This is a genomic window from Novosphingobium sp. THN1 (assembly GCF_003454795.1).
Lineage (GTDB): Bacteria > Pseudomonadota > Alphaproteobacteria > Sphingomonadales > Sphingomonadaceae > Novosphingobium.
Genome location: NZ_CP028347.1, coordinates 411,237 through 436,975, shown reverse-complemented (window position 1 = coordinate 436,975; position 25,739 = coordinate 411,237). Strand labels below are relative to the sequence as shown.

At 64.9% G+C, this 25,739-nt stretch carries 23 protein-coding genes, 1 tRNA gene and 4 pseudogenes; 20 read left to right on the top strand and 8 right to left on the bottom strand.

Annotation, left to right across the window (positions count from 1 at the left end; translation table 11 throughout):
- Nucleotides 1–1,179, top strand: a complete 1,179-nt coding sequence (locus tag C7W88_RS02235; RefSeq protein ID WP_118072334.1) for a cytochrome P450 — start codon at nucleotides 1–3, stop codon at nucleotides 1,177–1,179.
- 273 nt (nucleotides 1,180–1,452) lie between these two features.
- Here the strand turns inward: C7W88_RS02235 and C7W88_RS02230 are convergent.
- Nucleotides 1,453–1,529 (bottom strand) — tRNA-Pro (locus C7W88_RS02230).
- 108 nt (nucleotides 1,530–1,637) lie between these two features.
- Between C7W88_RS02230 and C7W88_RS02225 the strand changes: the two genes are divergently transcribed.
- Nucleotides 1,638–1,916 (top strand): hypothetical protein, encoded by a 279-nt coding sequence (locus tag C7W88_RS02225; RefSeq protein WP_118074525.1) that lies wholly within the window; start codon nucleotides 1,638–1,640, stop codon nucleotides 1,914–1,916.
- A gap of 99 nt (nucleotides 1,917–2,015) precedes the next feature.
- Here the strand turns inward: C7W88_RS02225 and C7W88_RS02220 are convergent, their stop codons facing one another.
- Together C7W88_RS02220 and C7W88_RS02215 are read right to left on the bottom strand one after the other, a co-directional pair.
- On the bottom strand, nucleotides 2,016–2,798 hold the full coding sequence (locus C7W88_RS02220) for a sulfite exporter TauE/SafE family protein (RefSeq protein WP_370073245.1): 783 nt from the start codon (nucleotides 2,796–2,798) through the stop codon (nucleotides 2,016–2,018).
- A 13-nt stretch (nucleotides 2,799–2,811) separates the two neighbouring features.
- Entirely contained in the window at nucleotides 2,812–3,735 is a 924-nt protein-coding gene (locus C7W88_RS02215) for an MBL fold metallo-hydrolase (protein ID WP_118072332.1), read from the bottom strand.
- Between the two features lie 110 nt (nucleotides 3,736–3,845).
- On the opposite strand from C7W88_RS02215, the gene C7W88_RS02210 reads away from it, so the two are divergent.
- The 6 genes and pseudogenes from C7W88_RS02210 (at nucleotide 3,846) to C7W88_RS02185 (ending at nucleotide 10,395) form a co-directional block, all read left to right on the top strand.
- Complete coding sequence (locus C7W88_RS02210; protein WP_062341928.1) at nucleotides 3,846–4,151, top strand: helix-turn-helix transcriptional regulator; 306 nt, start codon at nucleotides 3,846–3,848, stop codon at nucleotides 4,149–4,151.
- 124 nt (nucleotides 4,152–4,275) lie between these two features.
- Complete coding sequence (locus tag C7W88_RS02205; RefSeq protein WP_118074524.1) at nucleotides 4,276–4,902, top strand: gluconate 2-dehydrogenase subunit 3 family protein; 627 nt, start codon at nucleotides 4,276–4,278, stop codon at nucleotides 4,900–4,902.
- 12 nt (nucleotides 4,903–4,914) lie between these two features.
- Nucleotides 4,915–6,593: pseudogene (locus C7W88_RS02200) on the top strand (GMC oxidoreductase).
- 1 nt (nucleotide 6,594) lies between these two features.
- The gene (locus C7W88_RS02195) at nucleotides 6,595–8,049 is read left to right on the top strand and encodes an MFS transporter (protein ID WP_240344771.1); all 1,455 of its coding nucleotides are present in this window, start codon (nucleotides 6,595–6,597) and stop codon (nucleotides 8,047–8,049) included.
- Between the two features lie 62 nt (nucleotides 8,050–8,111).
- Complete coding sequence (locus C7W88_RS02190) at nucleotides 8,112–8,699, top strand: HD domain-containing protein (RefSeq protein ID WP_118074522.1); 588 nt, start codon at nucleotides 8,112–8,114, stop codon at nucleotides 8,697–8,699.
- A 112-nt stretch (nucleotides 8,700–8,811) separates the two neighbouring features.
- The gene (locus tag C7W88_RS02185; RefSeq protein WP_118072331.1) at nucleotides 8,812–10,395 is read left to right on the top strand and encodes a fatty acid--CoA ligase; all 1,584 of its coding nucleotides are present in this window, start codon (nucleotides 8,812–8,814) and stop codon (nucleotides 10,393–10,395) included.
- A 49-nt stretch (nucleotides 10,396–10,444) separates the two neighbouring features.
- Here C7W88_RS02185 and C7W88_RS02180 read toward each other — a convergent pair whose 3' ends face one another.
- Complete coding sequence (locus tag C7W88_RS02180) at nucleotides 10,445–11,101, bottom strand: alpha/beta hydrolase (RefSeq protein WP_084278426.1); 657 nt, start codon at nucleotides 11,099–11,101, stop codon at nucleotides 10,445–10,447.
- Nucleotides 11,102–11,227: 126 nt separating this feature from the next.
- Between C7W88_RS02180 and C7W88_RS02175 the strand changes: the two are divergent.
- The 6 genes and pseudogenes from C7W88_RS02175 (at nucleotide 11,228) to C7W88_RS02150 (ending at nucleotide 18,430) form a co-directional block, all read left to right on the top strand.
- Nucleotides 11,228–12,282 (top strand): annotated as a pseudogene (locus C7W88_RS02175) (cysteine desulfurase family protein).
- Nucleotides 12,279–13,361: a cysteine desulfurase family protein gene (locus C7W88_RS02170; protein WP_118072330.1), complete on the top strand. Its 1,083-nt coding sequence runs from the start codon at nucleotides 12,279–12,281 to the stop codon at nucleotides 13,359–13,361. The pseudogene C7W88_RS02175 and the gene C7W88_RS02170 overlap by 4 nt, the downstream one beginning before the upstream one ends.
- Nucleotides 13,362–13,363: 2 nt before the next feature.
- Nucleotides 13,364–13,696 (top strand): 2Fe-2S iron-sulfur cluster-binding protein, encoded by a 333-nt coding sequence (locus C7W88_RS02165; RefSeq protein WP_118072329.1) that lies wholly within the window; start codon nucleotides 13,364–13,366, stop codon nucleotides 13,694–13,696.
- A gap of 56 nt (nucleotides 13,697–13,752) precedes the next feature.
- A complete protein-coding gene (locus tag C7W88_RS02160; protein ID WP_118072328.1) occupies nucleotides 13,753–14,901 on the top strand; it encodes a mechanosensitive ion channel family protein in 1,149 nt (382 codons plus the stop codon).
- Nucleotides 14,902–15,007: 106 nt separating this feature from the next.
- Nucleotides 15,008–16,210 (top strand): iron-containing alcohol dehydrogenase, encoded by a 1,203-nt coding sequence (locus C7W88_RS02155; protein WP_240344770.1) that lies wholly within the window; start codon nucleotides 15,008–15,010, stop codon nucleotides 16,208–16,210.
- Between the two features lie 90 nt (nucleotides 16,211–16,300).
- A complete protein-coding gene (locus tag C7W88_RS02150) occupies nucleotides 16,301–18,430 on the top strand; it encodes a malate synthase G (RefSeq protein WP_118074521.1) in 2,130 nt (709 codons plus the stop codon).
- Between the two features lie 31 nt (nucleotides 18,431–18,461).
- Here the strand turns inward: C7W88_RS02150 and rsmA are convergent, their stop codons facing one another.
- From rsmA to C7W88_RS02135, 3 genes and pseudogenes are all read right to left on the bottom strand, one after another.
- Entirely contained in the window at nucleotides 18,462–19,283 is an 822-nt protein-coding gene (gene rsmA, locus C7W88_RS02145; protein WP_118074520.1) for a 16S rRNA (adenine(1518)-N(6)/adenine(1519)-N(6))-dimethyltransferase RsmA, read from the bottom strand.
- On the bottom strand, nucleotides 19,280–20,257 hold the full coding sequence (pdxA, locus tag C7W88_RS02140) for a 4-hydroxythreonine-4-phosphate dehydrogenase PdxA (RefSeq protein WP_118072327.1): 978 nt from the start codon (nucleotides 20,255–20,257) through the stop codon (nucleotides 19,280–19,282). Before pdxA ends, rsmA begins: the two co-directional genes overlap by 4 nt.
- Before the next feature lie 32 nt (nucleotides 20,258–20,289).
- A pseudogene (locus C7W88_RS02135) lies at nucleotides 20,290–20,978 on the bottom strand (HAD-IA family hydrolase).
- A 61-nt stretch (nucleotides 20,979–21,039) separates the two neighbouring features.
- Between C7W88_RS02135 and glmU the strand changes: the two are divergent.
- The 3 genes and pseudogenes from glmU to C7W88_RS02120 all read left to right on the top strand — a co-directional run bounded on the left by glmU (nucleotide 21,040) and on the right by C7W88_RS02120 (nucleotide 22,712).
- Complete coding sequence (gene glmU / locus C7W88_RS02130; RefSeq protein ID WP_118074519.1) at nucleotides 21,040–22,401, top strand: bifunctional UDP-N-acetylglucosamine diphosphorylase/glucosamine-1-phosphate N-acetyltransferase GlmU; 1,362 nt, start codon at nucleotides 21,040–21,042, stop codon at nucleotides 22,399–22,401.
- Between the two features lies 1 nt (nucleotide 22,402).
- Nucleotides 22,403–22,546 (top strand): annotated as a pseudogene (locus tag C7W88_RS24575) (DUF5076 domain-containing protein); the annotation flags it as partial.
- Nucleotides 22,547–22,565: 19 nt separating this feature from the next.
- On the top strand, nucleotides 22,566–22,712 hold the full coding sequence (locus C7W88_RS02120) for a hypothetical protein (RefSeq protein WP_162895869.1): 147 nt from the start codon (nucleotides 22,566–22,568) through the stop codon (nucleotides 22,710–22,712).
- Between the two features lie 54 nt (nucleotides 22,713–22,766).
- Here the strand turns inward: C7W88_RS02120 and C7W88_RS02115 are convergent, their stop codons facing one another.
- Nucleotides 22,767–23,180: a DUF3597 domain-containing protein gene (locus C7W88_RS02115; protein WP_118072325.1), complete on the bottom strand. Its 414-nt coding sequence runs from the start codon at nucleotides 23,178–23,180 to the stop codon at nucleotides 22,767–22,769.
- Between the two features lie 98 nt (nucleotides 23,181–23,278).
- On the opposite strand from C7W88_RS02115, the gene C7W88_RS02110 reads away from it, so the two are divergent.
- The 3 genes from C7W88_RS02110 to glmS are packed head-to-tail and all read left to right on the top strand — an operon-like array spanning nucleotide 23,279 to nucleotide 25,737.
- Nucleotides 23,279–23,527, top strand: coding sequence for a ribbon-helix-helix domain-containing protein (locus C7W88_RS02110; RefSeq protein ID WP_062341970.1), 249 nt, complete (start codon nucleotides 23,279–23,281; stop codon nucleotides 23,525–23,527).
- A gap of 2 nt (nucleotides 23,528–23,529) precedes the next feature.
- Complete coding sequence (locus C7W88_RS02105; RefSeq protein ID WP_118072324.1) at nucleotides 23,530–23,895, top strand: type II toxin-antitoxin system VapC family toxin; 366 nt, start codon at nucleotides 23,530–23,532, stop codon at nucleotides 23,893–23,895.
- 18 nt (nucleotides 23,896–23,913) lie between these two features.
- A complete protein-coding gene (gene glmS, locus C7W88_RS02100; RefSeq protein WP_118072323.1) occupies nucleotides 23,914–25,737 on the top strand; it encodes a glutamine--fructose-6-phosphate transaminase (isomerizing) in 1,824 nt (607 codons plus the stop codon).
- The last annotated feature ends 2 nt before the right edge of the window (nucleotides 25,738–25,739 follow it).

Sequence of the window (25,739 nt, the reverse complement as noted above, 5' to 3'; positions counted from 1 at the left end):
ATGATGCTGCCAGCCAGCACGGTCGACATCTTCTCGGACGCCGTCCTTGAAGACCCTTGGCCGACATACCGTGCCTTGCGCGATCTCGGTTCGGCCGTCTGGCTGGAGCCGACGAACGTCTGCTTCATCGGTCGCTATGCCGACGTGCGCCGCGCGCTCAACGACTGGCAGGTGTTTTCCTCGGCGCAGGGGATCGGCTTCAATCCCGTGATCAATGCCGCATGGGACGAGGCGCTGATCTGTCAGGACCCGCCGGTTCATACCGCAAGGCGCAAGCTGATGATGGAGGCGCTCGGCCCTGCGGCATTGAAACCCGTGGCGGACACTATCGAGCAGCGCGCTTCCGCTCTGGTGGACCGCATTGCGACGATGGGCACGTTTGACGCGGTCTCCGACTTTGCGCTCGACTTGCCGGTCGGCGTGGTCATGGACCTGATCGGCTGGCCGCACGACGTGCGCCCTGCATTGCTCGATCTGGCATCGGGATCATGGAACGCGGCGGGTCCGGCCAATGCCCGTATGGAACAGGGTCTCAGCGGTCTTCAGGAGATGATGGGACTGCTGAGCAACCTTTATGACAAGGAGCGCGTGCTGCCAGGCGGCTTTGCCGCGAAGCTGATCGCCTCTTCCCGCCGTGGCGAGATCAGCCGTGAGACCGCAATTGGCATGCTGGCGGGCTACGTCGTCGCCGCGTTCGAAACGACCATCAGCGCCATGGCCGCAGGCATCCAGCTCTTTGCCGACAACCCGGCCGAATGGGACAGGCTGCGCACCGATCCGCGCCTTGCCATGCACGCGGCCAACGAGATCGTGCGCATGGAAACGCCGCTCCAGAGCTTCGCTCGCGTCACCACCCAGGACGCCGAGCTTTCCGATGGCAGCGTGATCCCTGCGGGCACCCGCGTCGTGGTGTGCTATGCCAGCGCCAACCGCGACGAGCGCCAGTTCGAAGCGCCAGACTCCTTCCGGATCGACCGGCGCGAGAAGCAGAACCTCGGCTTCGGCCACGGCCCCCACGGCTGTGCAGGGCAGAACCTTGCCCGCATGGAATTGACCGCGGTTTTTGGAGCGCTGGCCAAGCGCATCACGCGGTTTGAGTGCCAAGGCAATGGTGTGCGCGCGCTCAACAACATTTCCCGCTCACTCGCCCGCCTGCCCACTCTCGCCGTCGCTGCCTGAGCAGGACCCGATGTATCCTTCCTGACGAGCGGCGGCAGGGGGGGAGGGGCATAGTCGAAGGCGGCGCTGACCCTAAGCGCTTCATTCCCGAACTGTGCGCGTCATGGCGAAACTGTGGCGGCAACCACGGTGCCAACCCTACACAGGGTGAGATGCCATGCGCGGAATGCCTCGCCCGTCGCTTGAGCCATGGAGACGTTTGCGCTCCACGAACTGTAGATTCTTACTCAGCTTTCTGAGCAGAATCGTGAGAAAACCGTCACTTCAAGAAAATGGTCGGGGAGATAGGATTCGAACCTACGACCCTCTGGTCCCAAACCAGATGCGCTACCAGGCTGCGCTACTCCCCGACTGGTGACGGCCCCTAGTTTCTCCACGCCTTGCGCGCAAGCGGAAACGTCCCGCCGGTTTGCTTTGGTGGATTGCTTGCCGAGGAGCATCGCGGCACAGAAGCGGCGATGAGCAAGCGCAAGCGCCGTTATCTGACTGCGACGATGCCCGATGGTTACGTGAAGACCATCGGGCCGACGACCGACAGTTTCACGCACTACTGGCGGATCGTCGCCGAGCTTGAGAACGGCAAGACCGAGGTGTTCTGGGGCCACGCCAGATCGCTGGCCGAGGCTCGCAAGAAGCGGGCGCCGGCGCAGGAAGCGGCGAAAATGCGCGGTTGGAAGAGCTTTGCCTTCGAAATCGCCGAGCTGGTCGAGACGCCTGCGCCCGGTGCGGGGACCTAGAGCGGAATTCATTCCGATTGCATCGGAATGATCGCTCTAGATTCCTGTTTCACCGCGTTTTCCTGGCCACCAGATGATTCGATCTGGTTCGAAAACGCTCTAGCCGATCAGCGCAGGTACGCTCCTTGCCAGCATGTAGAGCGCCACGACGACGATCAGCCCGGCAAACAGCGTGTTGAGCGTGCCCTTGCTCGCGGCCAGTCTGCCCGAAGCCTTGGTGCCCAGCACCGTGCCGATCACGCCGCCCGCGATAAAGGCCAAGGCAAGCGGCCAGTCGAGCATGCCCGAGGCTGCATAGTTCAGCGAGGTCGCCAGCCCGAATGCGCTCACCGCCACCAGCGAAGTGCCGACGGCGCGGCCGATGGGCATCGATGTGCTCGCGATCAGTGCGGGCACGATCAGGAAGCCGCCACCGATGCCGAAGAAGCCCGAAAGCAGCCCTGTGCCAGCACCGAATGTCAGCACGCGGGGCAGGTTGTCGCGGTTGCAGACCACGCCTTCGATCCCCTCCGCGCCGCGCCCGCGCCACATGAAGAAGGCGACGACCAGCATCAGCAGTGCGAACAGCGCGAGCAGGCTCTGCCCGTCCACGGCCTTGCCGATGGTCGATCCGCCAAGCGCGCCGAGTACGCCTGCCGCCGCGAACATGCCGCCGCAGCGCCAGTTGACGTTGCGCGCGCGGGCGTGGCTGGCGAGGCCTGACAGGGCGTTCGCCGCCACGGCCAGCGCGCTCGTGCCGATGGCAAGGTGCGGGCTGGCGACGCCAACGACGTAGACCATCAGCGGCACGGCAAGAATCGAGCCTCCGCCGCCGACCAGTCCGAGGACGAAGCCGACGATCACGCCGGACAGGCTCGCCAGCAGATGTTGCAGGTCGAAGATCACGGTCGGCGCCTTACAGCAGGTCGACAGGCAGGCGCAGGTAACGCACGCCATTGCTGTCGGGTTCGGGCAGGTGTCCTGCGCGCATGTTTACCTGGATCGAGGGCAGGATCAGCTTCGGCATGCCCAGCGTGGCATCGCGCGCTTCGCGCATGGCAACGAACTCGTCCTCGCTGACGCCTTCGTGGACATGAACGTTGGCCGTGCGCTCGGCGCCGATTGTGGTTTCCCACACGAACTGGTCGCGCCCGGTGGCCTTGTAATCATGGCACAGGAACACGCGCGTCTCGTCTGGCAGGGCCATCAGGCGGCGGATCGAGCGGTAGAGCGTGCGCGCGTCGCCGCCGGGGAAATCGGCCCGGGCGGTGCCGTAGTCCGGCATGAACAGCGTATCGCCGACGAACACGGCATCGCCGATGACATAGGCGAGACATGCCGGGGTGTGGCCGGGGACGTGCAGTGCTATGGCCTCGATCCCGCCGACGCGGAAGGTGTGGCCGTCGTCCATCAGCAGGTCGAACTGGCTGCCGTCACGGGCGAAGGCCGGGCCCTCGTTGAAGACCTTGCCGAACACGTCCTGCACGGTGCGGATTGCCGCGCCAATGACGATCTGCCCGCCAAGCCTTTCCTTGAGATAGGGGGCGGCAGAGAGGTGATCGGCATGGGCGTGGGTTTCGAGCAACCAGTCGACCGTGAGGCCGTGGGCTTCGACATGGGCAATCACGCGATCGGCCGAGGCATGGCTGGTGCGGCCCGAGGCCTGGTCGAAATCGAGCACCGGATCGATCACCGCGGCGCGCAAGGTGGCAGGATCATGGACGACATGAGTCGCGGTGAAAGTCGCCTCGTCGAAGAAGGTGGTGACGACAGGGGCCGCTGCCGAGGCGCGGGCGGCGCTGATCTGGGCGGTGGCGGTGACAAGGGCATGGTCGGACATCGGAAGACTCCTTTGACCCTTTATATAACTTAGAACTAATATAAGGCAAGTGTAATTTAGTTGGTGTCGCGGTCTTGTGCGTGGCGCAATCGGCGTTATCTGCTGAGCTTATGAAGCCCGCCAGCCTTGCCGACCTGAAGCAGAATGCCGCCGCCATGGCGGGCCGCATGCGCACGATGAGCCATCCCGAGCGCCTGCTCATGCTTTGCCGCATGGACGAGGGCGAGGTTTCGGTGACGGAACTGGTTGAACTGACCGGCCTTTCGCAGTCGGCAGTCTCGCAACACCTGGCGCGCCTGCGCGATGAAGGCGTGGTCGACAGCCGCGTGGCAGCGCAAGTGCGCTTCTACAGCCTGAAGGACGAGATCGTCCGCGCGATCATACACGCCCTTTGCGAAATCTGCGAAAAGCGCTAGATTAATCACTGATCAATAAGATGAGTTGGGTGCAGGAAGAGTCTTGCGCCGCGCATCCAAATTAGAGTATTGATTCTATATTGCATGCGTGCGGTGATCCGTGCGCCGGGAGAGACATCGGTTGATGCAGAATGATCCGCAGCGCGGCTGGAACCGCCGCGAATTCGTCAGTGCCTCGGCGCTGATCGCTTTGGCGCTTGGCATGCCCGCCGCCGCCGTGAGCCTGACCCGGCTCGAATCGGAAGATGCGCCGAGCGACCGGCAGCGCCTGATGATGAAGGAGGTCAGCCAGCTGGTGATCCCGCGTTCGGCAACCCCCGGTGCGGGCGATGTGGGTGCAGGCGATTTCGCGATCCTCGCGCTGGCGCACGGGCTCGATGGCTCGCGCTCACCGCTCAAGGACCCCACCGCCTATGCCCGGTTTGCGCGCAACGATGGCTCGATCCGGCATGTCGCCTGGCTCGAGAAGGAGCTGGACGGGCGGGCTGGTGGCAGCTTCCTCAAGGCGCCGGCAGCGCAACGCCTTGCGGCCGTGAAGGCGCTCGATGCCGATGCCTTTGCCAGCCGTGAAAGCGAAAGCCCGTGGCAGGCGATCAAGGGCCTGATCCTGACTGGCTACTACACCAGCGAAGTCGGCGGGGCGCAGGAGCTGCGCTACGAGCCAGTGCCGGGCCGTTTCGATCCCGACCTGCCGCTGACGCCCGATTTCAGGGCGATTTCCAACGACTGGACCGCGGTCGACTTCGGATAAGGACTGACTGACATGCAATTCGACGCAATCGTGGTCGGCTCCGGGATCACCGGCGGCTGGGCAGCCAAGGAACTGACGCAGGCGGGCCTCAAGGTCCTGATGATCGAGCGCGGGCGCGAGATCGTCCACGGCGAGTACGAGACCGAGAACAAGGCACCGTGGGAAATGCCGTTCCGCGGCCTCGGCGATGCGGCGCTCTATGCCCGCGAATACCAGGTCCAGATGAAGAACCGCCACTTCAACGAGTTTACGCAGGGGCACTTCGTCAACGACAAGGAGAACCCCTACTCGACCGGCTCGGATACCGATTTCACGTGGTTCCGCTCCTACCAGTTGGGTGGACGCTCGCTGACCTGGGGCCGCCAGTCCTACCGCTGGTCGGACTACGATTTCGGCGCGAACAAGCGCGATGGCCACGGCACCGACTGGCCGATCCGCTACGCCGATCTGGCGCCGTGGTATGACAAGGTCGAGGAGTTCATCGGCGTTTCGGGCAGCCCTGAAGGCCTGCCCCAGCTGCCCGACGGCAAGTTCCAGCCGGGCATGAAGCTGAACGTGGTGGAAGAGCACGTGCGCAAGGTCGTGGCCGACAAGTACGGCCGCTGCCTGACCATCGGCCGGACTGCGAACATGACCGTCGCCAAGCCCGAAGAAGGGCGCTCGGAATGCCAGAACCGCTCGATCTGCGCGCGCGGCTGCTCGTTCGGCGCATACTTCTCGACGCAATCGAGCACGCTTCCCGCGGCCAAGGCTACCGGCAACCTGACGGTCGTGACCGATGCCATCGTCGAGGCGGTCGACTATGATCCCAAGACGAAGCGCGTCACCGGCGTGCGCTATGTCAATACGAAGGACGGGACGCGGGGCAGCGCAACGGCGCGGCTGGTGTTCCTCAATGCAGGCGCCTTCAACTCGGTCCACCTTCTGCTCAATTCGCGCAACGAGGCGATGCCGACGGGCCTTGGCAATTCGAGCGGCGTGCTCGGCACCCAGATCATGGATCATGCCAACACGCTGTCGACCATCGCGCTGTTCCCGCAGTTCAATGATCGCACCACTTTCGGCAACCGGCCGACCGGTGCGATCATCGCGCGCTATCGCAACATGGATGCCATGGACGGCGATGGCCACACGCGCGGCTTTTCGTTCCAGGGGGCGCACTGCAAAGCAACTGGGGCGCTGGCAAGCGCGAGGCAGGGATCGGCGCCGAACTCAAGGACAAGCTGCACCAGCCCGGCATGTGGCGCATGGTGCTGGTCGCCTTTGCCGACTGCGTGCCGCGCGATAGCAATCGCCTGACGCTCGACCGGACCAAGACCGACCGCTTCGGCATCCCTCAGCTTCATGTCGACTTTGCGTTCGGCAAGGAAGAGCACGCGGCGCTGGCCCAGGCCAAGGTCGATGCCACCGAAATGATGACTGCGGCCGGCGGCACGGTGATCATGGGCCTCGACAAGCCGGGGCCGGGTGGCACGGCGATCCACGAAATGGGCGGCGCGCGCATGGGTAATGATCCCAAGAGGTCGGTCCTCAACAAGTGGAGCCAGGCGCACGACATTCCCAACCTGTTTGTCACCGATGGCGCACAGATGGCCTCGTCCGCCTGCCAGAATCCTTCGCTGACCTACATGGCACTGACGGCGCGGGCCTGCGATGCGGCGGTGAAGATGCTGCGTGAAGGCGTGATCTGAGGTGACCTCTCCGACCATCGCCGGCATGACCGAGAGGCAGAAAAGCCTCGCCTTCTTCACGCTGATCACCGCGCTGGTGCTGGAAATCGTCGACGTGACGATCATAAACACCGCGCTGCCGGCCATGCAGGCAGACTTCGCCGCGCGCGGGCAGGACCTTGGTGGCAGCGCGGCGCAGTGGATCGCGGCAGGCTATTCGCTGGCCTTCGGCCTGCTGCTGATTCTGGGCGGCCGACTGGGCGACCTGTTCGGCGGGCGCGCGATGTTTCTTACCGGCGTTGCCGGCTTCACGCTGGCCTCGCTACTGTGTGGCGCGGCGGCCGACCCGCAACTGCTCGTCGCGGCGCGCGTCCTGCAAGGTGCCGCGGGCGCGATCATGGCGCCGCAGGTCATGGCGGTGATCCAGATCCTTTACGATCCAGTAGAGCGCATAGGGCGGCTGGCCTGGTTCGGCGTGATCGGCGGCCTTGCCGGCATAGCCGGGCCGATCATCGGCGGACTGCTGATTTCGGCGGACATCGCGGGCCTCGGCTGGCGCACTGTGTTCCTGATCAACCTGCCGATCGGCATCGCCGCGTTCACCGCTGGCTGGCGCTACCTGCCGCGCGAAATTGCGCACAAGGGCGCAAAGATTGACGTGATCGGCACGCTTGCGTTTGGCGCGGCGCTCGCAGCCGCACTGTTCCCGCTCGTGCGCGGCGAACATGCCGGGATCGATGCCGGGAGCATAACGCTTCTCGCGGCATCGCCCTTGCTGATGTGGGCGGCATGGGCTGGCCTCAACCGCCGGGCGAGAGCGGGCAAGCCGGTCATCTTCGATCCGGAACTCCTGCACAACCGCCTGTTCCGCACCGGCGCTCTGATCGGCCTGATCTTCTCCGCGGCGAACACCGGCTTCCTCTTTGTTTTCGCCCACGCCCTCCAATCGCGGCTGGGCTACTCACCGCTCCAGACAGGCCTCGTCCATATCCCGTTCAGCGCCGGGGTCATGCTCGGTATGGGCTTCCTCGGGCGGCGCTACCTTGCGAAGATGGGCAAGTGGGTGCTGGTTTTTGCGGCATTGGCTCTGGTTGTGGCCAATACGGCCACCCTTTCATGGATTGCCTGGGGCGGTCCCGGCCTGCCGCTGCTGCTTCCGGCCCTGCTGCTGGCCGGCGTCGGGATGGGCTGCCTTTCCGGCCCCGTCTCGCCTGTCGCCCTGGCCCGGGTTGACCGCCGCCATGCAGGCGCGGCCAGCGGCATTCTCAAGACCGTGCTGCAAATGGGCAGCGCCTTCGGCATTGCGCTGGCGGGCAGTGCCTACTTCGCGCTGGGTGGGCCGGTTTTGGCGATGGGGGCGGGCGGTCTTTTCGCGGCACTCGGGGTAATTCTCGTGCTGCTGCTCGGCTGCCTTGGCCTTGCGCTGTCGCTGCCCGACCAGATATTCGTGCCCGAGGCCTCTTCCCAAGCGGCATAATCGCGATACTCTCATGTGAAACCAGATGCGCCGAAAGCGCGCACGGGGAGAGGATTCGCATGATGGAAGAGTTGCCCACCGCCAAGTTCCACACCATGACCGAGGGCACCCAGGAAGACTGGGACGCGATCATGACGCACCTCAAGCCTCACGCAAGCAATGGCGGGGCGCGGGTTCTTGCCCACTTGCGCTTGCTTGAAGGCGATTGCGGCGGTTTTGCCGTCGATCGCCTGACCCACTGCCTTCAGACTGCGACCCGCGCCCACCGCGATGGCCGCAGCGAGGACTATGTCGTGATGGCCCTGCTGCACGACATCGGCGACATGCTTGGCGCCTACAACCACCCCGACATCGCCGCCGCCATCCTCAAGCCGTTCGTGTCCGAGGAACTGCTGTGGATCGTGCAGCACCACGGCATTTTCCAGGGCTACAACTTCTTCCACTTCATCGGCCTTGATCGCAACATGCGCGACAACTTCGCCGACCACCCTTACGCTGCGGCCACGGCGGAGTTCATCGAGAAGTACGACTGCCCGGCGTTCGATCCGGACTACGACACACTGCCGCTCGAATTCTTCGAGCCGATGGTCATGCGCCTGTTCGAGCGGCCTTTGAACAGCGTCTACAAGAAGGCCATGGCCGAAGCCTGAGGCGGCCTGCCGCCATTCGGGTCACCAGGCGATGCACTCTGTCACGAATGGTGGCTTGCGCCTTCCCTTAATTGCGTGATTAACTGCACAAAATTGCTTGGGAGAGCAACGCATGGGCGAGGCCGCCGTAAAGCCGACGACAGCAGAGCGCACTGCCGATCTGTTTACCTTCGACGAATTCATTCGCTTCTGGGCGGCCGACCGCTCGCAAGGGGTGGCGCTTGACGGGCCGGACAGGACGCTGACCTATGGCGGGCTCGATTCCACGACGGCGCAGGTGGTCGCGGGCCTTGTCGATCTTGGCATTGGCAAGGGGGACCGGATTGCCTGGTTCGGCAAGAACAGCACGCTCTACTTCACGTTGTTCTTCGCTGCTGCCCGCCTTGGCGCGGTGATGGTTCCGGTCGGCTGGCGCCTGGCCCCGGCAGAGGCGACGTGGATTGCCGACGATGCGCAAGCCAAGGCGGTGTTCCTTGGCCTCGGGTTCGAAGGGCTGGCGGAGACGTTCTCCGCGCTCCCTGCCGTGCGCATCGCGCTGACGCAGGACGAGGCGTGGCGGTGGATCGATGCGCAGCAGCCCATCGCCTTCGAGGCTGCCGGGCCTGATGATGCGGTGCTGCAGCTCTATACCTCGGGCACGACCGGAAATCCCAAGGGGGCGGTGCTTTCAAATCGCAACCTGTTCGGCCTGCGCAAGCAATCGCTGGGGCAGGAACAGCCCTATACCCAGATGACGGACGACGAAGCGATTCTCGTCGCCATGCCATGCGCACATATCGGCGGCACCGGCCTTGGCGTGATGGCCATCGGCGCGGGGCTGCCGGGCATCATCCTTGCCGAGTTCGAGCCGCGCGCGGTGTTCGACGCGGTGGAGCAAAAGGGCGTTACGCGCTTCTTCATCGTGCCTGCCGCCCTGCAGATGCTGCTCAATCACCCCGATTGCGCCAGCGTGGACTTCAGCCGCGTAAAGTACATCATCTATGGCGCATCGCCGATCCCGCTGGTGCTGCTGCGCGAATGTATCGCCATGTTCCGGGCCGAGTTCATCCAGGCCTATGGCATGACCGAGACGACCGGCACGATCTGCATGTTGCCGCCCGAGGACCACTGCGTCGAAGGCAACCAGCGAATGCGGTCTGCCGGCAAGCCGCTGCCGGGTGTCGAGGTCCGCGTGGTCGGCGAGAATGGCGAGGCGCTTGGCCCCAACGAGATCGGCGAGATCCAGACGCGCTCGTCAAACAACATGCTTGGCTACTGGAACCTGCCAGAGGCGACCACCAAGACCATGACTGCCGATGGCTGGATCGCCACTGGCGATGCCGGCTATCTCGACGAGGACGGCTACGTCTACATGCACGACCGGATCAAGGACATGATCATCTCCGGCGGCGAGAATGTCTATCCCGCGCAGGTCGAAAGCGCGATCTATGGCCATCCCGATGTGCAGGAAGTGGCGGTGATCGGCGTGCCTGATGCGACATGGGGTGAAGCCGTCAAGGCGGTGTGCGTGCCCAAGCCCGGCCATACGATCGATCCGCAATCGATCATCGACTGGACGCGGGAGCGCCTGGCCGGGTTCAAGGTGCCCAAGTCTGTCGACGTGATCGCGGCTCTGCCGCGCAACCCATCCGGCAAGATCCTGCGCCGCACCTTGCGCGAGCCATACTGGGCGGGCTGCGAACGGCAGGTGAACTGACGCCGCGTTGACCGGCTGGGCGGCATTCCGACCAGCCGGTGCCAACGGATCAGCGGATCGGGCAGTCCGGCGAGAGGCGCATGTCGAGGTAGTTGTCTACCGCGCGCATCATGTCGTCCATCTCGTTTTCGAAGAAGTGGTTGGCGCGCGGCACTTCATCGTGATGGATGGTGATGTGCTTCTGCGTGCGCAGCTTGTCGACCAGCTTCTGCACCGCATTGGGCGTGACCACCGTATCGGCGGTGCCCTGCACGATGATGCCCGAGGCGGGGCACGGGGCGAGGAAGCTGAAATCGTACATGTTGGCGGGCGGCGCCACCGAGATGAAGCCGCGGATTTCCGGGCGGCGCATCAGCAGTTGCATGCCGATCAGCGCGCCGAACGAATAGCCGGCGATCCAGGTGGTGCTGGCTTCGGGATGGATCGACTGGACCCAGTCGAGCGCCGCCGCGGCGTCGGACAGTTCACCGATGCCATTGTCAAAGCTGCCCTGGCTACGGCCGACGCCACGGAAGTTGAAGCGCAGCGTGGCAAAACCGCGCGCGACGAATGTCTTGTAGAGCGCCTGCGTGATGCGGTCGTTCATCGTGCCGCCCGCCTGCGGGTGCGGGTGCAGGATCATCGCCACCGGTGCGCGGGGGCGGGTGGCGGGCTGGAAACGGCCTTCGAGGCGGCCTTCGGGGCCGGGGAAAATGACTGCGGGCATTGCCTGTCCGGTAATCCTGTGGTCTGGCCCCATGCGGCACGGAATGCCGGGGCTGGGAATTAAGCTGATGGCTATATAGAAACCGAGCCTTCGAAAGCAATCTTTCCACGCATTCCGGGGCGAATCTTGCCGCTAAATTCGATCTATCTCGATCACGCCGCCACGACCCCGCTGCTGCCGGAGGCGCTGGCGGCAATGGAGGAGGGCTGGCGCATTTGGGCCAACCCTTCAAGCCCGCACGCTGCCGGACGCGCGGCGCGGGCGGCGCTGGAGAGTGCGCGGGCGCGAGTGAAGGCGGCGCTGGCCTGGGACGGCGAGGTGATCTTCACCAGCGGGGCAAGCGAGGCGCTGGAGATCGCCACGAAAAAAGTTTCCCCGGGGAAACATAACAGGAACATCACCAGTGCGGTAGAGCACGAGGCGGTGCTGCGACTGACGCCAGACGCGCATCGCCTGAGCGTCGATGCGAACGGATTGGTCAAGATTTCCGAGCTGGAGCAGGTGCTTAAGCTGGAAGGGCAGGCGCTTCTGGCAGTCCAGCAGGTCAACAGCGAAACCGGTGTGATGCAGGATCTGGCGTCGGTGGCAGCGCTGGCAAAGTCGAACAATGCGCTGTTGCTGGTCGATGCCGCGCAAGGGCCGGAAAGCTACCGCTGCCCGAAGCCGACATCATCGCGCTTTCGGCGCACAAGTTCGGCGGGCCGGTGGGCATCGGCGCGTTGCTGGTGCGCAATTACGGCTTGCTCGATCCCGGCGGCGGCCAGGAGCGCGGCTATCGTGCCGGGACCGAGCCGATGCCGCTGGTGATGGGCATGGTCGCGGCGCTGGAGGCCGGAAACGCATGGCTCAAGTGCGCTTCAGGTTTGCGGGAATCGCTGACGAATCAACTGCTTGAAAACGGGGCGGAATTGGTCGCACCGGAATCACCACGCAGCCCGACGATTGCCGCCTATCGCATGCCGGGCAAATCCAGCGCGGCGCAGCTGATCCGGTTCGATGGCGCAGGGATCGCCGTTTCTGCCGGAAGCGCGTGTTCTTCGGGTTCATTGAAGGCGAGCCACGTGCTGACGGCGATGAGCTATGCGCATCCGGGCGAGGTCATCCGCGTGTCCATCGGGCGCGAGACGAGCGAGGCCGAGATCGCCCGGTTCGTTGAAGTGTGGAAGGAGATCCGGGGGTGATCTACCTCGACTATCAGGCGACGACGCCGCTGGCCCCGGAAGCGCGCGGGGCGATGATGCCGTGGCTGGCAGGGCCGGAGGCTGCCGGTTTTGCCAACCCGCACAGCCCGCACCGCGCCGGGCGCGCGGCGGCGGCGGCAGTCGAGGTGGCGCGGGCGCAGGTGGCGGCGCTGCTGCCGCCGGGCGGGCGCGTGGTGTTCACGTCCGGGGCGACCGAGGCGGTCAATCTGGCGCTGCTGGGATGCGGTCGCGAGAGGCTGGCGGTGAGCGCGATCGAACATGCGGCGGTGCTGGATACGGCGCGGGCGCTCGATCCCGGCGTGGCGGTGCTGCCGGTCGATGGCATGGGGCTGGTCGATCCGGAGGTGGCGATTCCGGAGGGGACGGGCCTGGTCGCGGTAATGCAGGTCAACAACGAGATCGGCACGATCCAGCCGATCGAAGCGCTGGCCCGACGGGCACGCGACATGGGGGCGCTGTTCCTGTGCGATGCGGTGCAGGGGGCCGGCAAGATCGCCGCTCCGCACGGGGCTGACCTGATCGCGGTGTCTTCGCACAAGCTCTATGGCCCAAAGGGCATCGGCGCGCTGTGGGTGCGTGACGGGGTGGACCTTGCGCCCCTGATCCATGGCGGGGGGCAGGAGGGCGGCTTGCGTTCGGGCACGCTCTCGCCAGCGCTCTGCGCGGGATTCGGCGCTGCGGCAGCCCTGTGCACAAGTCTGTCGGAAACCGACCGGCTTCATGTGGAAAAGCTGTGGGCGAAGGCTTTGTCTCTGTTCGAGGGATGGATTCTGAACGGGAGCGCCACCGAGCGCTGGCATGGCAATCTCAACCTGCGATTGCCGGGGCTGGACGTGGCGAGACTGTTGTCGGAATGCCGCACGATCGCAATTTCAGCGGGATCGGCCTGTGCCAGCGGGTCGGGCAGGCCAAGCCATGTCTTGCGCGCGCTCGGACTTTCGGACAGGGATAGCAGAACCGCGATCCGCATCGGTTTCGGACGCTATACGGGGGATGATGAACTGGAACAGGCTGCCGAGGCGATCAACGCCGCGGCGCGCGCGCAGGGAGTCTTGTAACCATGGTCAGCGTCACCTTCGTCACCGCCAAGGGTGAAAAGATCGCCGCAGAGGGCGAAGCGGGGACGCGACTGTTGGAACTGGGGCAAGCGAAGGGCATGCCGCTCGAAGGAACCTGCGAGGGCCAGATGGCCTGTTCGACCTGCCATGTGGTGATCGATGCCGACTGGTTCGCGAAACTGCCGCCAGCCGTCGACGATGAGGAGGACATGCTGGATCTGGCCGCCGGCGTGACGCGCACGAGCCGCCTGTCCTGCCAGATCGAACTTACCGAAGCGCTTGATGGCCTTGTGGTGCATATCCCGGCCGAAGCGCGGGACATGCAGGGGCGCTGACCCTTCGCACGCCCCACCTTCGGGAACGGATCGGAAGGCCAGCCTTTGATTGAGGCATGACGTCTTCGCCTCCCGTTCCAAAACTTGCCCTGCCCGCCAGCCCCGATGTCCTGATTGCCGACACGACCGGCTGGATTACCGACAACTGGCTGCGTATCTCAATCGCCATCGGCATTGCCGTCGTCGTGGTTGTGGTGCTTGTCGCCATCCGCAACCTCGGGCGCCGGTTCTGCCCTGAAGGCGAGGCCCTGGTCGGGTGGAAGACCATCATCGGCCGCATGGCCGGCCGCACGCGCTTCTGGTTCATCGTGTTGGTAGCCGCCGAGGCGGTCGCCAGTTACGCGCAGACACCGGCCTGGCTCGACAGGACCATTGCGTTTCTCTTCACCATCGGCCTCACCTTCCAGGCGGCACTGTGGGTGCGGGAATTGACGATCGGCCTGATCGAGCATCGCGCAGGGGAGGCCCAGCACGCCAACGGTGCGCTGAGCTCGGCGCTCAACATCCTGAGGGCGCTGGTGACGTTCCTCGTTTTCGCCATCGCCATTGTTCTCATACTCGGCAACCTTGGCGTGAATGTCGCCGGACTGGTCGCAGGCCTCGGCATCGGTGGCATCGCCATCGGTCTTGCCGCTCAGGGTATATTCTCCGACCTGTTCGCGGGCATTTCCATCCTCTTCGACCGGCCTTTCAAGGTGGGGGAAGTGATCAGCTGGGGCGGAAATACCGGCACGGTCGAGGTCATCGGCATGCGCACCACCCGTGTCAGGCTGGTAAGCGGGGAACTGCTGATCGTTTCCAACAAGAACCTGCTCGACAAGGAGATCAGCAATCTTACGGTTCGCGATCACATCCGCCTGACGTTCGCGATTGGCGTCGCCTATGAAACCCCGCCTGAAACCTTGGCGCTGGTTCCGGCAATGCTGAAGGAACTGGGTCAGGCCGAAGGCGCTAAAGTGGCGCGTTCGGGGTTCGAGGCATTCGGTGCCAGCTCGCTTGACTTTACCCTGATCCTCGACGTGCCCGGTGGCGACTGGAACGTGGCGCATCCGTTGCGCGATCGTTTGCTGGTGGCAATCATGCAGCGCTTTGCTGCCGAGGGAATCAGCATTCCCTATCCCACGCAGACGACATTCACCGCCGCCCCTGACGGGACGCTGATCATGCCCTATCCCGACGGAGCCGTGGTACCCGTCAAGGTGTAGCCATGCGACTTGGGACCACGGACCTCATTTTGACCGGGCGCTTTTGCCAGCTTGCCGTGGGGGCTGTTTTGCAGTCCCATAAGCTGATCAAGGCAAGAGGGCAGGTATGGCGGCGATCAATCTTCCACGGATCATCAGGGTAGGCGGAGGCGCACTGGCGCAGTTGCCCGAGGCGCTTGCCCAATGCGGAGTGTCCCGACCGTTCATCGTCACCGACGCATTCCTCGTGAGCAGCGGGATGGTGGCGACATTGCTTGCCGTGCTCGACGACGCCGGAATCGATGCGGTCGTGTTCGCCGAGACAGTGCCCGATCCGACCGTGGCTGTGGTTGAAACCGCCCTGGAAGCCTTGCGTGCGGCCGATTGCGACTGCGTTGTCGGCTTTGGCGGCGGCAGCCCGATCGATACGGCCAAGGCCATTGCCGCACTGGCGGTTGCGCCCCGGCCGGTCCAGTCGATGAAGGCTCCGGCAACGACCGACGTGCCCGGCCTGCCGATCATCGCCGTGCCGACAACGGCGGGGACGGGGTCGGAAGCGACGAAGTTCACCATCGTGACCGACGAGGCCAGCAGCGAGAAGATGCTCTGTGCGGGCCTTGCTTTCCTGCCGACCGTGGCGATCGTCGATTTCGAACTGACGATGGGCAAGCCCGCCCGGCTGACGGCGGATACCGGGATCGATTCACTCACCCATGCGATCGAAGCCTACGTTTCGAAGAAGGCCAATGCCTTCAGCGATGCCATGGCCCTTTCGGCGATGAAGCTGATTGCGCCCAATCTTCGCACCGCCTGCGCCGAGCCGGGCAACCGCGCGGCGCGCGAGGCGATGATGGTCGGCGCGCATCATGCCGGGATCGCGTTCTCCAATGCCAGCGTTGCGCTGGTCCATGGCATGAGCCGACCCGTGGGCGCGTTCTTCCATGTGCCGCACGGCCTTTCCAACGCCATGTTGCTGCCTGCGGTTACGGCCTTCTCCGCGCCAGCCGCACTTGCGCGCTATGCCGATTGCGCGCGGGCGATGGGCGTTGCCAGTGCGGACGAGGGCGACCAGGCGGCGGTGGCGCGACTGCTGGAGGAACTGGCGGCGCTGAACGCCGACCTGTCCGTGCCATCCCGCGCTCTCATGGGATCAGCGAGGCGCGGTGGTTCGAGGTGGTGCCGGAAATGGCGCGGCAGGCGCTGGTTTCGGGATCGCCGGGCAACAATCCCCGCGTGCCGGAAGCGGCGGAGATCGAGCGGCTCTACGCCGAGGTCTATGGCTGACGCCAGACTTGCGCACGATTGCAATGCCCTGCCGGATCATGCATAGGCTTTGACCGTTCCTCCCCAGGTTCATCGGATTCGGCTTTTCGCAAGATTTGCGGGGCGCCGCTTATGTGAGCGTATGGACATGGGTGAAATGAACGAACGAATCGAACGCAGCGGCCTCAAGGTCGACGCCAGCCTTGCCACCTTCATCGACGAGAGCGTGATTGCGCCGCTCGGGCTTGATGCAAGCGCGTTCTGGCAGGGTTTTGCCGAGCTGGTCGGTCATTTCGCCCCGGTGAACCGCATGCTTCTCGACAAGCGTGACGCGCTGCAGGCGCTGATTGATTCCTGGCACCGCGAGCGCAAGGGCAAGCCGATCAATGCGGCCGAGTATCGCGCATTCCTGACCGAGATCGGCTACCTTGTGGCAGAGCCGGATGACTTCATCATCGGCACACAGAATGTCGATCGCGAGATTGCCTGCATGGCAGGGCCGCAGCTGGTGGTGCCGGTACTGAACGACCGTTTCGTGCTCAATGCGGCGAATGCGCGGTGGGGCAGCCTCTATGACGCCTGGTACGGCACCGATGCGCTCGATGCGGCCCCGGCCCGGCCCGGCGGCTATGACCAGGAGCGCGGCGCTGCGGTTGTCAGCGCAGGCAGGGCCTTCCTTGACCTGACGTTCCCGCTGGACGGCATGAGCTGGACCGAATGGGATGGTGAAAGCGATCTGCCGCTGTGCGATGGGACGCAGTTTGCCGGCACGAAGCCCGGCGGCATTCTGCTGTGCAACAACGGCCTGCATGTCGAGATCGTGCTGGACCGGTCGCACCCGGTCGGCAAGGACGACAAGGCGGGCATTGCCGACATCGTGATGGAAGCGGCGCTGACCGCCATTGTAGACCTTGAGGATTCGGTCGCAGCGGTCGATGCCGAGGACAAGCTGCTCGCTTATCGCAACTGGCTCGGCCTGATGCGCGGCGATCTGGAAGCGAGCTTCAGCAAGGGCGGCAAGACCATGACCCGCGCGCTGGAAGCGGACCGGGAATGGACGTCTGCCACGGGCGAGGCGATCACGTTGCCCGGGCGCAGCCTGCTGTTCGTGCGCAATGTCGGCCATCTTATGACCAATCCGGCAATCCTGCTGGAGGACGGGTCGGAGATTCCCGAAGGTATCATGGACGCGGTGATCACCTCGGCCATCGCGTGCCATGACATCAAGGGGCTGGGCCGCCATCGCAACAGCCGCGCCGGCAGCATCTATATCGTCAAGCCCAAGATGCACGGGCCGGAAGAGGTCGCCTTCACCAACGACCTGTTCAATGCCGTCGAGGACCTGCTGGGTCTTGAGCGCCATACCGTCAAGGTCGGCGTCATGGACGAGGAGCGCCGCACTTCGGCCAACCTCGCGGCCTGCATCAAGCAAGTCCGCGACCGGATCGTGTTCATCAACACCGGCTTCCTCGACCGTACCGGCGACGAGATCCACACCTCGATGCAGGCGGGTGCGATGATCCGGAAAGGGGCGATCAAGGGCTCCGGCTGGATCGCAGCATATGAGAAGCGCAACGTCTGCATCGGCCTGGCGCACGGTTTGTCCGGCAAGGCGCAGATCGGCAAGGGCATGTGGGCCGCGCCCGACATGATGCACGACATGATGCAACAGAAGATCGCCCATCCCCGCACCGGGGCGAACACGGCATGGGTGCCTTCGCCGACGGCCGCAACGCTGCATGCCATGCACTACCATCAGGTCGACGTGTTCGGAGTGCAGCGCGACGTGGCGCGGGAAGCGACACCGGGTCTCGAGGCGCTTCTGGCCATCCCGTTGGCCGATGGTGCCAACTGGTCGGAAGAGGAAGTGCGCGAGGAACTGGACAACAACGCGCAAGGGCTTCTGGGCTATGTCGTGCGCTGGATCGACCAGGGCGTGGGGTGTTCCAAGGTGCCGGACATCAACGACGTCGGCCTGATGGAAGACCGTGCGACCTTGCGCATTTCCAGCCAGCACATGGCCAATTGGCTGCTGCACGGCGTGGCCACCAACGAACAGGTCATGGACAGCCTCAAGCGCATGGCCGCCAAGGTCGATGCGCAGAACGCGGGCGACCCGCTCTACGAGCCGATGGCCGGTCGCTGGGAAGAAAGCTTTGCCTTCCGCGCGGCCTGCGATCTGGTGTTCAACGGGGTGGAGCAGCCCAACGGCTATACCGAGCCGCTGCTGCACGCCTGGCGCCTGAAGAAGAAGGCGGCGCTGGCGAAGGTGGCCGAACCGGCTTGAGGTTTTTGGGGCGGGCCTTGCGGGTCCGCCCTTACTTCGTCAGCACTCGCGCGATGGCGACGAACTCCTCGACGCTGAGGGTCTCGGCGCGGCGCTGGGCGTCGATGCCGAGTGTTTCCAAGGCGTCGAGCGCGCCGGGCAGGCCCTTCAAGGACTGGCGCAGCATCTTGCGGCGCTGGCCGAAGGCAGCTTCGGTCACACGCTCCAGCATGCGCGCCGATACGCCTTCGGGCATAGTGCCGGGTTCGACGTGCACGATCGCCGACATCACCTTGGGCGGCGGAGTGAAGGCGCTGCGGTGGACCTTCATCGCAATGCGCGGGGCAGAGCGCCACTGCGCCAGCACGGCGAGGCGGCCATAGGCATCCGTGCCGGGCGCGGCGACGATGCGTTCGGCCACTTCCAGCTGGAACATCAGCGTCAATGATTTCCACTGCGGCGGCCAGTCCTGCCCGGAAAGCCAGCCGGTGAACAGTTGCGTGCCGACATTGTAGGGCAGGTTGGCGGCGACGTGCCACGGCCCGTCGAACAGCGTTGCCGGGTCAATCTTGGTGGCGTCGCCACCGATCACGGTGAGCTGGCCGGGGAAGGCATCGGACAGTTCGGCAAGCGCGGGCAGGCAGCGCTTGTCCATCTCGATCGCGGTAACGTTTGCGCCGGCGCGCAGCAGGGCGCGGGTCAGCCCGCCGGGGCCAGGGCCGACCTCAAGGACATTCTCGCCCTTCAGCTTGCCGGGGACGCGGGCAATGCGATCGAGCAATTGTTCGTCGAACAGGAAGTTCTGGCCCAGCGCCTTGGTGGCGAACAGGCCGTGGCGGTTGATGACATCGCGTAATGGGGGGAGGTCGGTCATGCCAAAGCCCTCCGCGCCGCACATTCTCCCGCCATGCGCAGCGCCGCGATGGTCGGGCCGACGCGCGCCTTGGCGGACCCGGCGATGCCGAACGCGGTGCCGTGATCGGGAGAGGTGCGGATGATCGGCAGGCCCAGGGTGACATTCACTCCGGCGTCGAAATCCAGCGCCTTCATCGGGATCAGCGCCTGATCGTGATACATGCAGATGGCCACGTCATACCCCTCGCGCGCTTCGGCGTGGAACATCGTGTCGGGCGGCAGCGGGCCGAAAGCGTCGATCCCGGCGGCGCGCAAGGCCGCCACGGCCGGAGCGACGATGTCGTGGTCTTCGCTGCCCATGCGCCCGTCCTCGCCCGCGTGGGGATTCAGCCCGGCCACGGCCAGGCGCGGGCTGGCAATGCCGTAGTCGCGCGAAAGCCCGGATGCAGCGATCGCCGCGCGCGATCGGATCAGTTCGGTGGTAAGCATATCCGGCACTGCGCGCAGCGACACATGGACCGTGATCGGCACGACCTTGAGGCTCGGCCCCGCGAGCATCATGACCGCATTCTCGGGCGAAATGCCGCAGGCCTGCGCGACGAATTCGGTCTGCCCCGGATGGTCGAAACCGACGCGGGCGAGGCGGCTCTTGGCAATCGGGCCGGTGACCAGCGCCGAGGCCGCGCCGGAACGGACGAGGCCGGTGGCGGTGGCAAGGGCATCGAGGGCAAGGCTTGCGCCTGCATCATCGGGCTCGCCCGGGGTGTAGGGTAGTTCGGCGAGACCGAGCACCGGCAGCGCGCCGTCGAAACACTCCGCCACCTCGTCGGGCGTCTTGATCGCGCAGACCGGCGCCGTGATGCCCCGCCTGCGCGCCGCCTCCTCGACGACGCGGGCCGAGCCGACGACGAAGAACGGCGGCAGACGTTCGGCGTCGCGCAAGGCCCAGGCAGCGGCGGCGAGTTCCGGGCCGACGCCTGCCGGATCACCGATGGTAAGGGCAAGGGGGCGGTCATGGCGGGAGCCTAGGCGCTCTGTGCCACGCTGGCGAGACGTTCGAGCGTTGGCACCAGTTCGTCGTAGTGATCGATCACCGCGTCTGCGCCCAGATCGTCAGCGGGGAGATCGTTGAAGCCGAAGCGCACGGCGACGACCGGCATCTGTGCGGCCTTGGCGGCGCCGACGTCAAACGTGGTATCGCCAACGAACGCAGCGGGCCCACCGCCGCAGCGCTCGACCATTTCATGCAGCATGTCGGGGCGGGGCTTGGCGCGGTGGCGGCCCAGCGTGTCACCGCCGATCACGCAGGCGAAGCGGTGGAGCAGGCCGAGCTCCTCGAACAGCTTGACCGCAAGGCCTTCTGCCTTGTTGGTGGCGATGGCGATCTTCACGCCGCGCGCGTCGAGGGCGTCCAGCATCTCCGCACCGCCGGGAAACAGCGCGGTGTGGTGGGCTATGTTCCGGCCGTAGAATTCGATCAGGCTGGCCTGCAGGCCGGGGAAGGCGTCCTCGTCCACTCCGCCCGATTCCGTCAGCGCCGAGCGCAGCATCTGCGCCGCCCCGCCGCCGATGTGGCGCTTGGTCTGGTCCAGCGGGACGGGTGGCCGACCGGCAAGGCCAGCGCGTGGTTGAGCGCAACGCCAAGGTCGCGGCTGGTGTCGAGCAGGGTGCCGTCGAGATCGAATCCGACAATCCGGTAAGGAAAATCCGCCATGGTGTGGCCAAGTGGCCTGCTGTTCTGGAAAGCGCAAGATTTGTCTGGCAAGGGTGCGGCCATGACTGAACAGACCCCTCTCGCCATAATCGTCCTCGCCGCCGGCAAAGGCACCCGTATGAAGAGCGACCTGCACAAGGTGCTCCATCCGATCGCGGGCAGGCCGATGGTGAAGCACCTGATGGCGAGCGCGGCCGAACTCTCGCCTGAACGGCAGGTGGTGGTGGCGGGCCACGGGCGCGAGCAGCTGGAGAAGGCGCTGGGCGGCTCGGCCACGATTGCCGTGCAGGACCCGCAGCTGGGCACGGCCCATGCGGTGCAGCAGGCCGAGGGCGCGCTGGCCGGGTTCGATGGCGACGTGCTGATCCTCTATGGCGACGTGCCGTTCGTGCGGGCCGAGACGATGCGGGCGATGATCGCGCGGCTGCATGAGGCCGATGCTCCGGCGGCGGTGGTGCTGGGCTTCGCGCCGCAAGACACTCTGCAATACGGGCGCGTGATTGCCGAAGACGGGCGCATCGTGAAGATGGTCGAGCACAAGGATGCGACCGAGGAAGAGCGCGCGTGCCGCGTCTGCAATTCGGGGCTGATGGCGGTGCGCAGCGCTGACCTGTTCGGCCTGCTGGCGCGGGTCGGCAACGACAATGCGCAGGGCGAATACTACCTGCCCGACGTGGTCAACATCGCGATTGCCGATGGCCGCACCTGCGCCGTGGTGGTGACGGACGACGCCGACGAAGTCGCCGGGATCAACAGCCGCGCCGAACTTGCAGAGGCTGAAGGCCGCTGGCAACAGCGCCGCCGGGCGCGGGCCATGGCCGATGGCGCAACGCTGATCGCGCCCGAAACCGTGTGGTTTTCGTGGGATACGGTGCTGGGCCGGGACGTGACGGTCGAGCCCAACGTGTTCTTCGGTCCCGGCGTGACCGTGGCCGATGGCGTAACGATCCATGCCTTCTGCCATCTCGAAGGCGCAGAGCTTTCGCCCGGCGTCCATATCGGCCCCTACGCCCGCTTGCGCCCCGGCGCGAAGCTGGAGGAGGACGTCAAGATCGGCAACTTCGTCGAGGTCAAGAACACGGTGATGCACCGCGGCGCCAAGGCCAGCCACCTGACCTACCTCGGCGATGCCGAAGTGGGGGCTGAGGCCAACATCGGCGCAGGCACGATCACCTGCAACTATGACGGCTACTTCAAGTACAAGACTACCATCGGCGAGCGCGCGTTCATCGGCTCCAACTCTGCGCTGATTGCCCCGGTCAAGATCGGCGCGGACGCCATCGTCGCGGCAGGCAGCGCAGTGTCACGCGACGTCGCCGACGGCGAATTGCGCATGGTGCGGGCAGAGCAGCTGGTGAAGCCGGGCTGGGCTGACCGCTTTCATGATGCGATGAAGAAGAAGAAGGCGGAGAAGCGGGGGTAGCGTGCCGAACTACCTTATCGAACCAGCAGCGGTCCGCGATGACTCTGAAGCGCTGGAAGTGGCTAGCGTCTGGATTGCCAAGCAGGGCCTGCATTGCGCGCTGAATGTCGGAATCTACGCTGACCACGACCAAGTCGACGGACGTGAGGCTTGGGGGTGTGATCATGGCCGATATGATCGGCCACCTTTCCAATGCATTGCAAGATTCGTACGGCTACGACACTGCCCAATCAAAGCCAGCCATTGTGAACTCGCTTCTCAGGGAAGTCGACGTGCCCCTTTCGGAGTTGCATGGTTTCTTCGCGGATTAGAGACTGAACCCGTAGACCGAGTTTGGCGGGGCTGGCATTCCAGCCCGCGTTCGCTCAATCCAGCATCGACGCCGGCACCTTGCCGCCGTTCTGCGCGAGCTTGCGCATGGTGGCCTTGTGGAGCCAGATGTTCATTTCGGCCGAGCCATCCAGAGCGCCGGTATAGCCGAGTTCCTGGGCGAGTTCCTTGCGGTTGGCGAGGCTGGAATCGATGCCCAGAAGCTTCATCAGGTCGACGATCGAGGTGCGCCAGTTGAGGTCCTTGTCCTGGGCCATCTCGCTGAGGTTGGCTTCGACGTCGAACTGCGAAACGGGCGCCGGTGCGGGTGCGGTTGGTGCAGGCGCTGGCGTCGATGCAGAAGGAGCGGCGGGGGTTGTAGTGGGCGCGGGCTTGGGCGTCTGGCCAGTCTGGGTCGGGCGCGTGCCCTTCCACGAGATGGCGTCCATGATCTTGCTGAAAATGCTCATCGATTGCTCCTGCGATGGGTTTCCACAGGCAACCGGCGAGGGCGGGGATGCGTTCCTCAGGGCTTGACGATAGCGCGATATCATATCATGATATCGTCATGACTCGCATCCTTGCCGACATTCCGGATGAAGATATCGCCGCCCTCGATGCGCGCGCGAGCGAGCAAGGCAAGTCGCGGGCCGCGCTCGTGCGCGAGGCTGTGAAGCTCTATCTCGTGCAGAGCGATACCAGCAACGACTGGATCGACCGCTATGCCGGGCTCTGGGCACATCGCACCGATATCGGCGACAGCGTGGAATATCAGCGCGCCATGCGTGAAGATCGCCGCCCCTATGAAGACATCTGACCTTGTCTGCACCGTTCTTCGACACCAACATCGTCATCGATTGGCTGAGGCGCATGCCCCATGCAGCCCAAGAGATCGCGCGTTATCGCAGCCACCGCATTAGCCGGATAGTGTGGACTGAGGTGATGGCCGGCGAGGCGCTGGAAAAGCGGGACCTCGTCCGGGAAGCCCTGAGCCATTTCGATTGCGTGGAAATCGATGCGCGGATCGCCACGGCGGCAGCAGATATCCGCTATCGCAGCCGCATGAAGCTGATGGATGCCTATATCCTCGCTACCGCGCAGGTTAACGGTTCGATCCTGATTACACGAAATACCAAGGATTTTCCGGCAACCATGCCCGGCATCCGGGTGCCCTATACTCTCTAGTCGAAAGCAGTTGCCTGCATGTGCGGAATTATCGGAATCGTCGGCAAGGAACAGGTGGCGGACCGGCTGGTCGATGGCCTGCGGCGGATGGAATATCGCGGCTATGATTCGGCAGGGATCTGCACGGTCGAAGGCGGGCAGCTGGTGCGGCGGCGGGCCGAGGGCAAGCTCAACAATCTTGTGCTGGAACTCGCGCGCAATCCGGCCTCGGGCCTGATCGGCATTGCCCACACCCGCTGGGCAACCCATGGCGCGCCGACAACGAGCAACGCGCATCCACATGCCACGGGCGAAGTGGCGCTGGTTCACAACGGTATCATCGAGAACTTCAAGACCCTGCGCGACGCCTTGATAGCGCGGGGCCGCAAGTTCGAGAGCGAGACCGATACCGAAGTGGTGGCGCATCTCGTGTCCGAACAGGTCGAGGCAGGACTTTCGCCGCAGGACGCGGTGAAGGCCGTGCTGCCGACCTTGCGCGGCGCCTTTGCGCTCGCCATCGCTTTCCGCAGCCATGACGACATGCTGATCGGTGCGCGGCTGGGATCGCCGCTGGTAGTCGGCTATGGCGAGGGCGAGACCTATCTCGGGTCCGACGCGCTTGCGCTCGCGCCGCTGACGCAGCGGATTACCTACCTCGAGGAAGGCGACTGGGTGGTGATCACCCGTGAGGGCGCGCAGATCTTCGATGCGGACAACAATCTGGTCGAACGCCCCATCGTCGCCTCGGGCGCAACCGCTGCAGCAATCGAGAAGGGCAATTACCGCCACTTCATGCAGAAGGAGATCTTCGAGCAGCCGGTGGTGGTGGCGCAGACGCTGCGCTCCTACTTGCGCCGGGTGGAGCAGACCGTGGCGCTGCCGCAGATTGACTTCGACCTTGCCAGCATCAATCGCGTGACCATCGTCGCCTGCGGGACGAGCTTCTATGCCGGCATGGTCGCCAAGTACTGGTTCGAGCAGTTCGCGCGCCTGCCAGTGGACATCGATGTGGCGTCCGAGTTCCGCTACCGCGATCCGGTGCTGGAGCCGGGCGGCCTTGCGCTGTTCATCTCGCAGAGCGGCGAAACCGCCGACACGCTCGCGGCGCTGCGGCACTGCAAGGCGGCGGGGCAGACCATTGCAGTGGTCGTCAACGTGCCGACGAGTTCGATGGCGCGCGAGGCGGATCTGCTGCTGCCGACCCATGCCGGGCCGGAAATCGGGGTTGCCTCGACCAAGGCGTTCACCTGCCAGCTGGCGGTGCTCGCGGCGCTGGCGGCGCACCTTGCGGTCAAGCGTGGGCGGCTGACACGCGAGGAAGAGGCCGAGATCGTCGAGCAGCTGGTCGAGACGCCGGCCTGCCTCAATGCAGCGCTGGCCCATGACGAAGAGATCGCCGGCATGGCGCACCTGATCGCACCGGCGCGCGATGTGCTCTATCTCGGGCGCGGGCCAGACTATCCGCTGGCGCTGGAAGGAGCGTTGAAGCTCAAGGAAATCAGCTACATCCACGCAGAAGGCTATGCCAGCGGCGAGATGAAGCATGGCCCTATCGCCTTGATCGACGAGGCGGTGCCGGTGATCGTGCTGGCGCCTTCTGGCCCGCTGTTCGAGAAGACAGTCAGCAACATGCAGGAAGTGCGTGCGCGCGGCGGCAAGGTGGTGCTGATCTCCGACGCAGAAGGCATTACCGAGGCGGGTGAGGGGTGCCTGGCCACGATCGAGATGCCCAAGGTGCACCCGCTGATCGCGCCGCTGGTCTATGCCGTGCCGGTGCAATTGCTCGCCTACCACGTCGCCGTGGCGAAGGGCACCGACGTCGATCAGCCGCGCAATCTGGCAAAGTCCGTCACTGTCGAATAGGC

What these genes read in the sequence shown, in the direction of transcription:
- C7W88_RS02235 (WP_118072334.1), top strand. Translation starts at nt 1, where the DNA reads ATGATGCTGCCAGCCAGCACGGTCGACATCTTCTCGGACGCCGTCCTT.
- C7W88_RS02155 (WP_240344770.1), top strand. Translation starts at nt 15,008, where the DNA reads ATGGCGGCGATCAATCTTCCACGGATCATCAGGGTAGGCGGAGGCGCA.
- rsmA (WP_118074520.1), bottom strand. Translation starts at nt 19,283, where the DNA reads ATGACCGACCTCCCCCCATTACGCGATGTCATCAACCGCCACGGCCTG.
- glmS (WP_118072323.1), top strand. Translation starts at nt 23,914, where the DNA reads ATGTGCGGAATTATCGGAATCGTCGGCAAGGAACAGGTGGCGGACCGG.
- C7W88_RS02115 (WP_118072325.1), bottom strand. Translation starts at nt 23,180, where the DNA reads ATGAGCATTTTCAGCAAGATCATGGACGCCATCTCGTGGAAGGGCACG.
- C7W88_RS02165 (WP_118072329.1), top strand. Translation starts at nt 13,364, where the DNA reads ATGGTCAGCGTCACCTTCGTCACCGCCAAGGGTGAAAAGATCGCCGCA.
- C7W88_RS02120 (WP_162895869.1), top strand. Translation starts at nt 22,566, where the DNA reads ATGGCCGATATGATCGGCCACCTTTCCAATGCATTGCAAGATTCGTAC.
- C7W88_RS02110 (WP_062341970.1), top strand. Translation starts at nt 23,279, where the DNA reads ATGACTCGCATCCTTGCCGACATTCCGGATGAAGATATCGCCGCCCTC.
- C7W88_RS02205 (WP_118074524.1), top strand. Translation starts at nt 4,276, where the DNA reads ATGCAGAATGATCCGCAGCGCGGCTGGAACCGCCGCGAATTCGTCAGT.
- C7W88_RS02180 (WP_084278426.1), bottom strand. Translation starts at nt 11,101, where the DNA reads ATGCCCGCAGTCATTTTCCCCGGCCCCGAAGGCCGCCTCGAAGGCCGT.
- C7W88_RS02150 (WP_118074521.1), top strand. Translation starts at nt 16,301, where the DNA reads ATGAACGAACGAATCGAACGCAGCGGCCTCAAGGTCGACGCCAGCCTT.
- C7W88_RS02225 (WP_118074525.1), top strand. Translation starts at nt 1,638, where the DNA reads ATGAGCAAGCGCAAGCGCCGTTATCTGACTGCGACGATGCCCGATGGT.
- glmU (WP_118074519.1), top strand. Translation starts at nt 21,040, where the DNA reads ATGACTGAACAGACCCCTCTCGCCATAATCGTCCTCGCCGCCGGCAAA.
- C7W88_RS02210 (WP_062341928.1), top strand. Translation starts at nt 3,846, where the DNA reads ATGAAGCCCGCCAGCCTTGCCGACCTGAAGCAGAATGCCGCCGCCATG.
- C7W88_RS02185 (WP_118072331.1), top strand. Translation starts at nt 8,812, where the DNA reads ATGGGCGAGGCCGCCGTAAAGCCGACGACAGCAGAGCGCACTGCCGAT.
- C7W88_RS02215 (WP_118072332.1), bottom strand. Translation starts at nt 3,735, where the DNA reads ATGTCCGACCATGCCCTTGTCACCGCCACCGCCCAGATCAGCGCCGCC.
- C7W88_RS02160 (WP_118072328.1), top strand. Translation starts at nt 13,753, where the DNA reads ATGACGTCTTCGCCTCCCGTTCCAAAACTTGCCCTGCCCGCCAGCCCC.
- C7W88_RS02190 (WP_118074522.1), top strand. Translation starts at nt 8,112, where the DNA reads ATGGAAGAGTTGCCCACCGCCAAGTTCCACACCATGACCGAGGGCACC.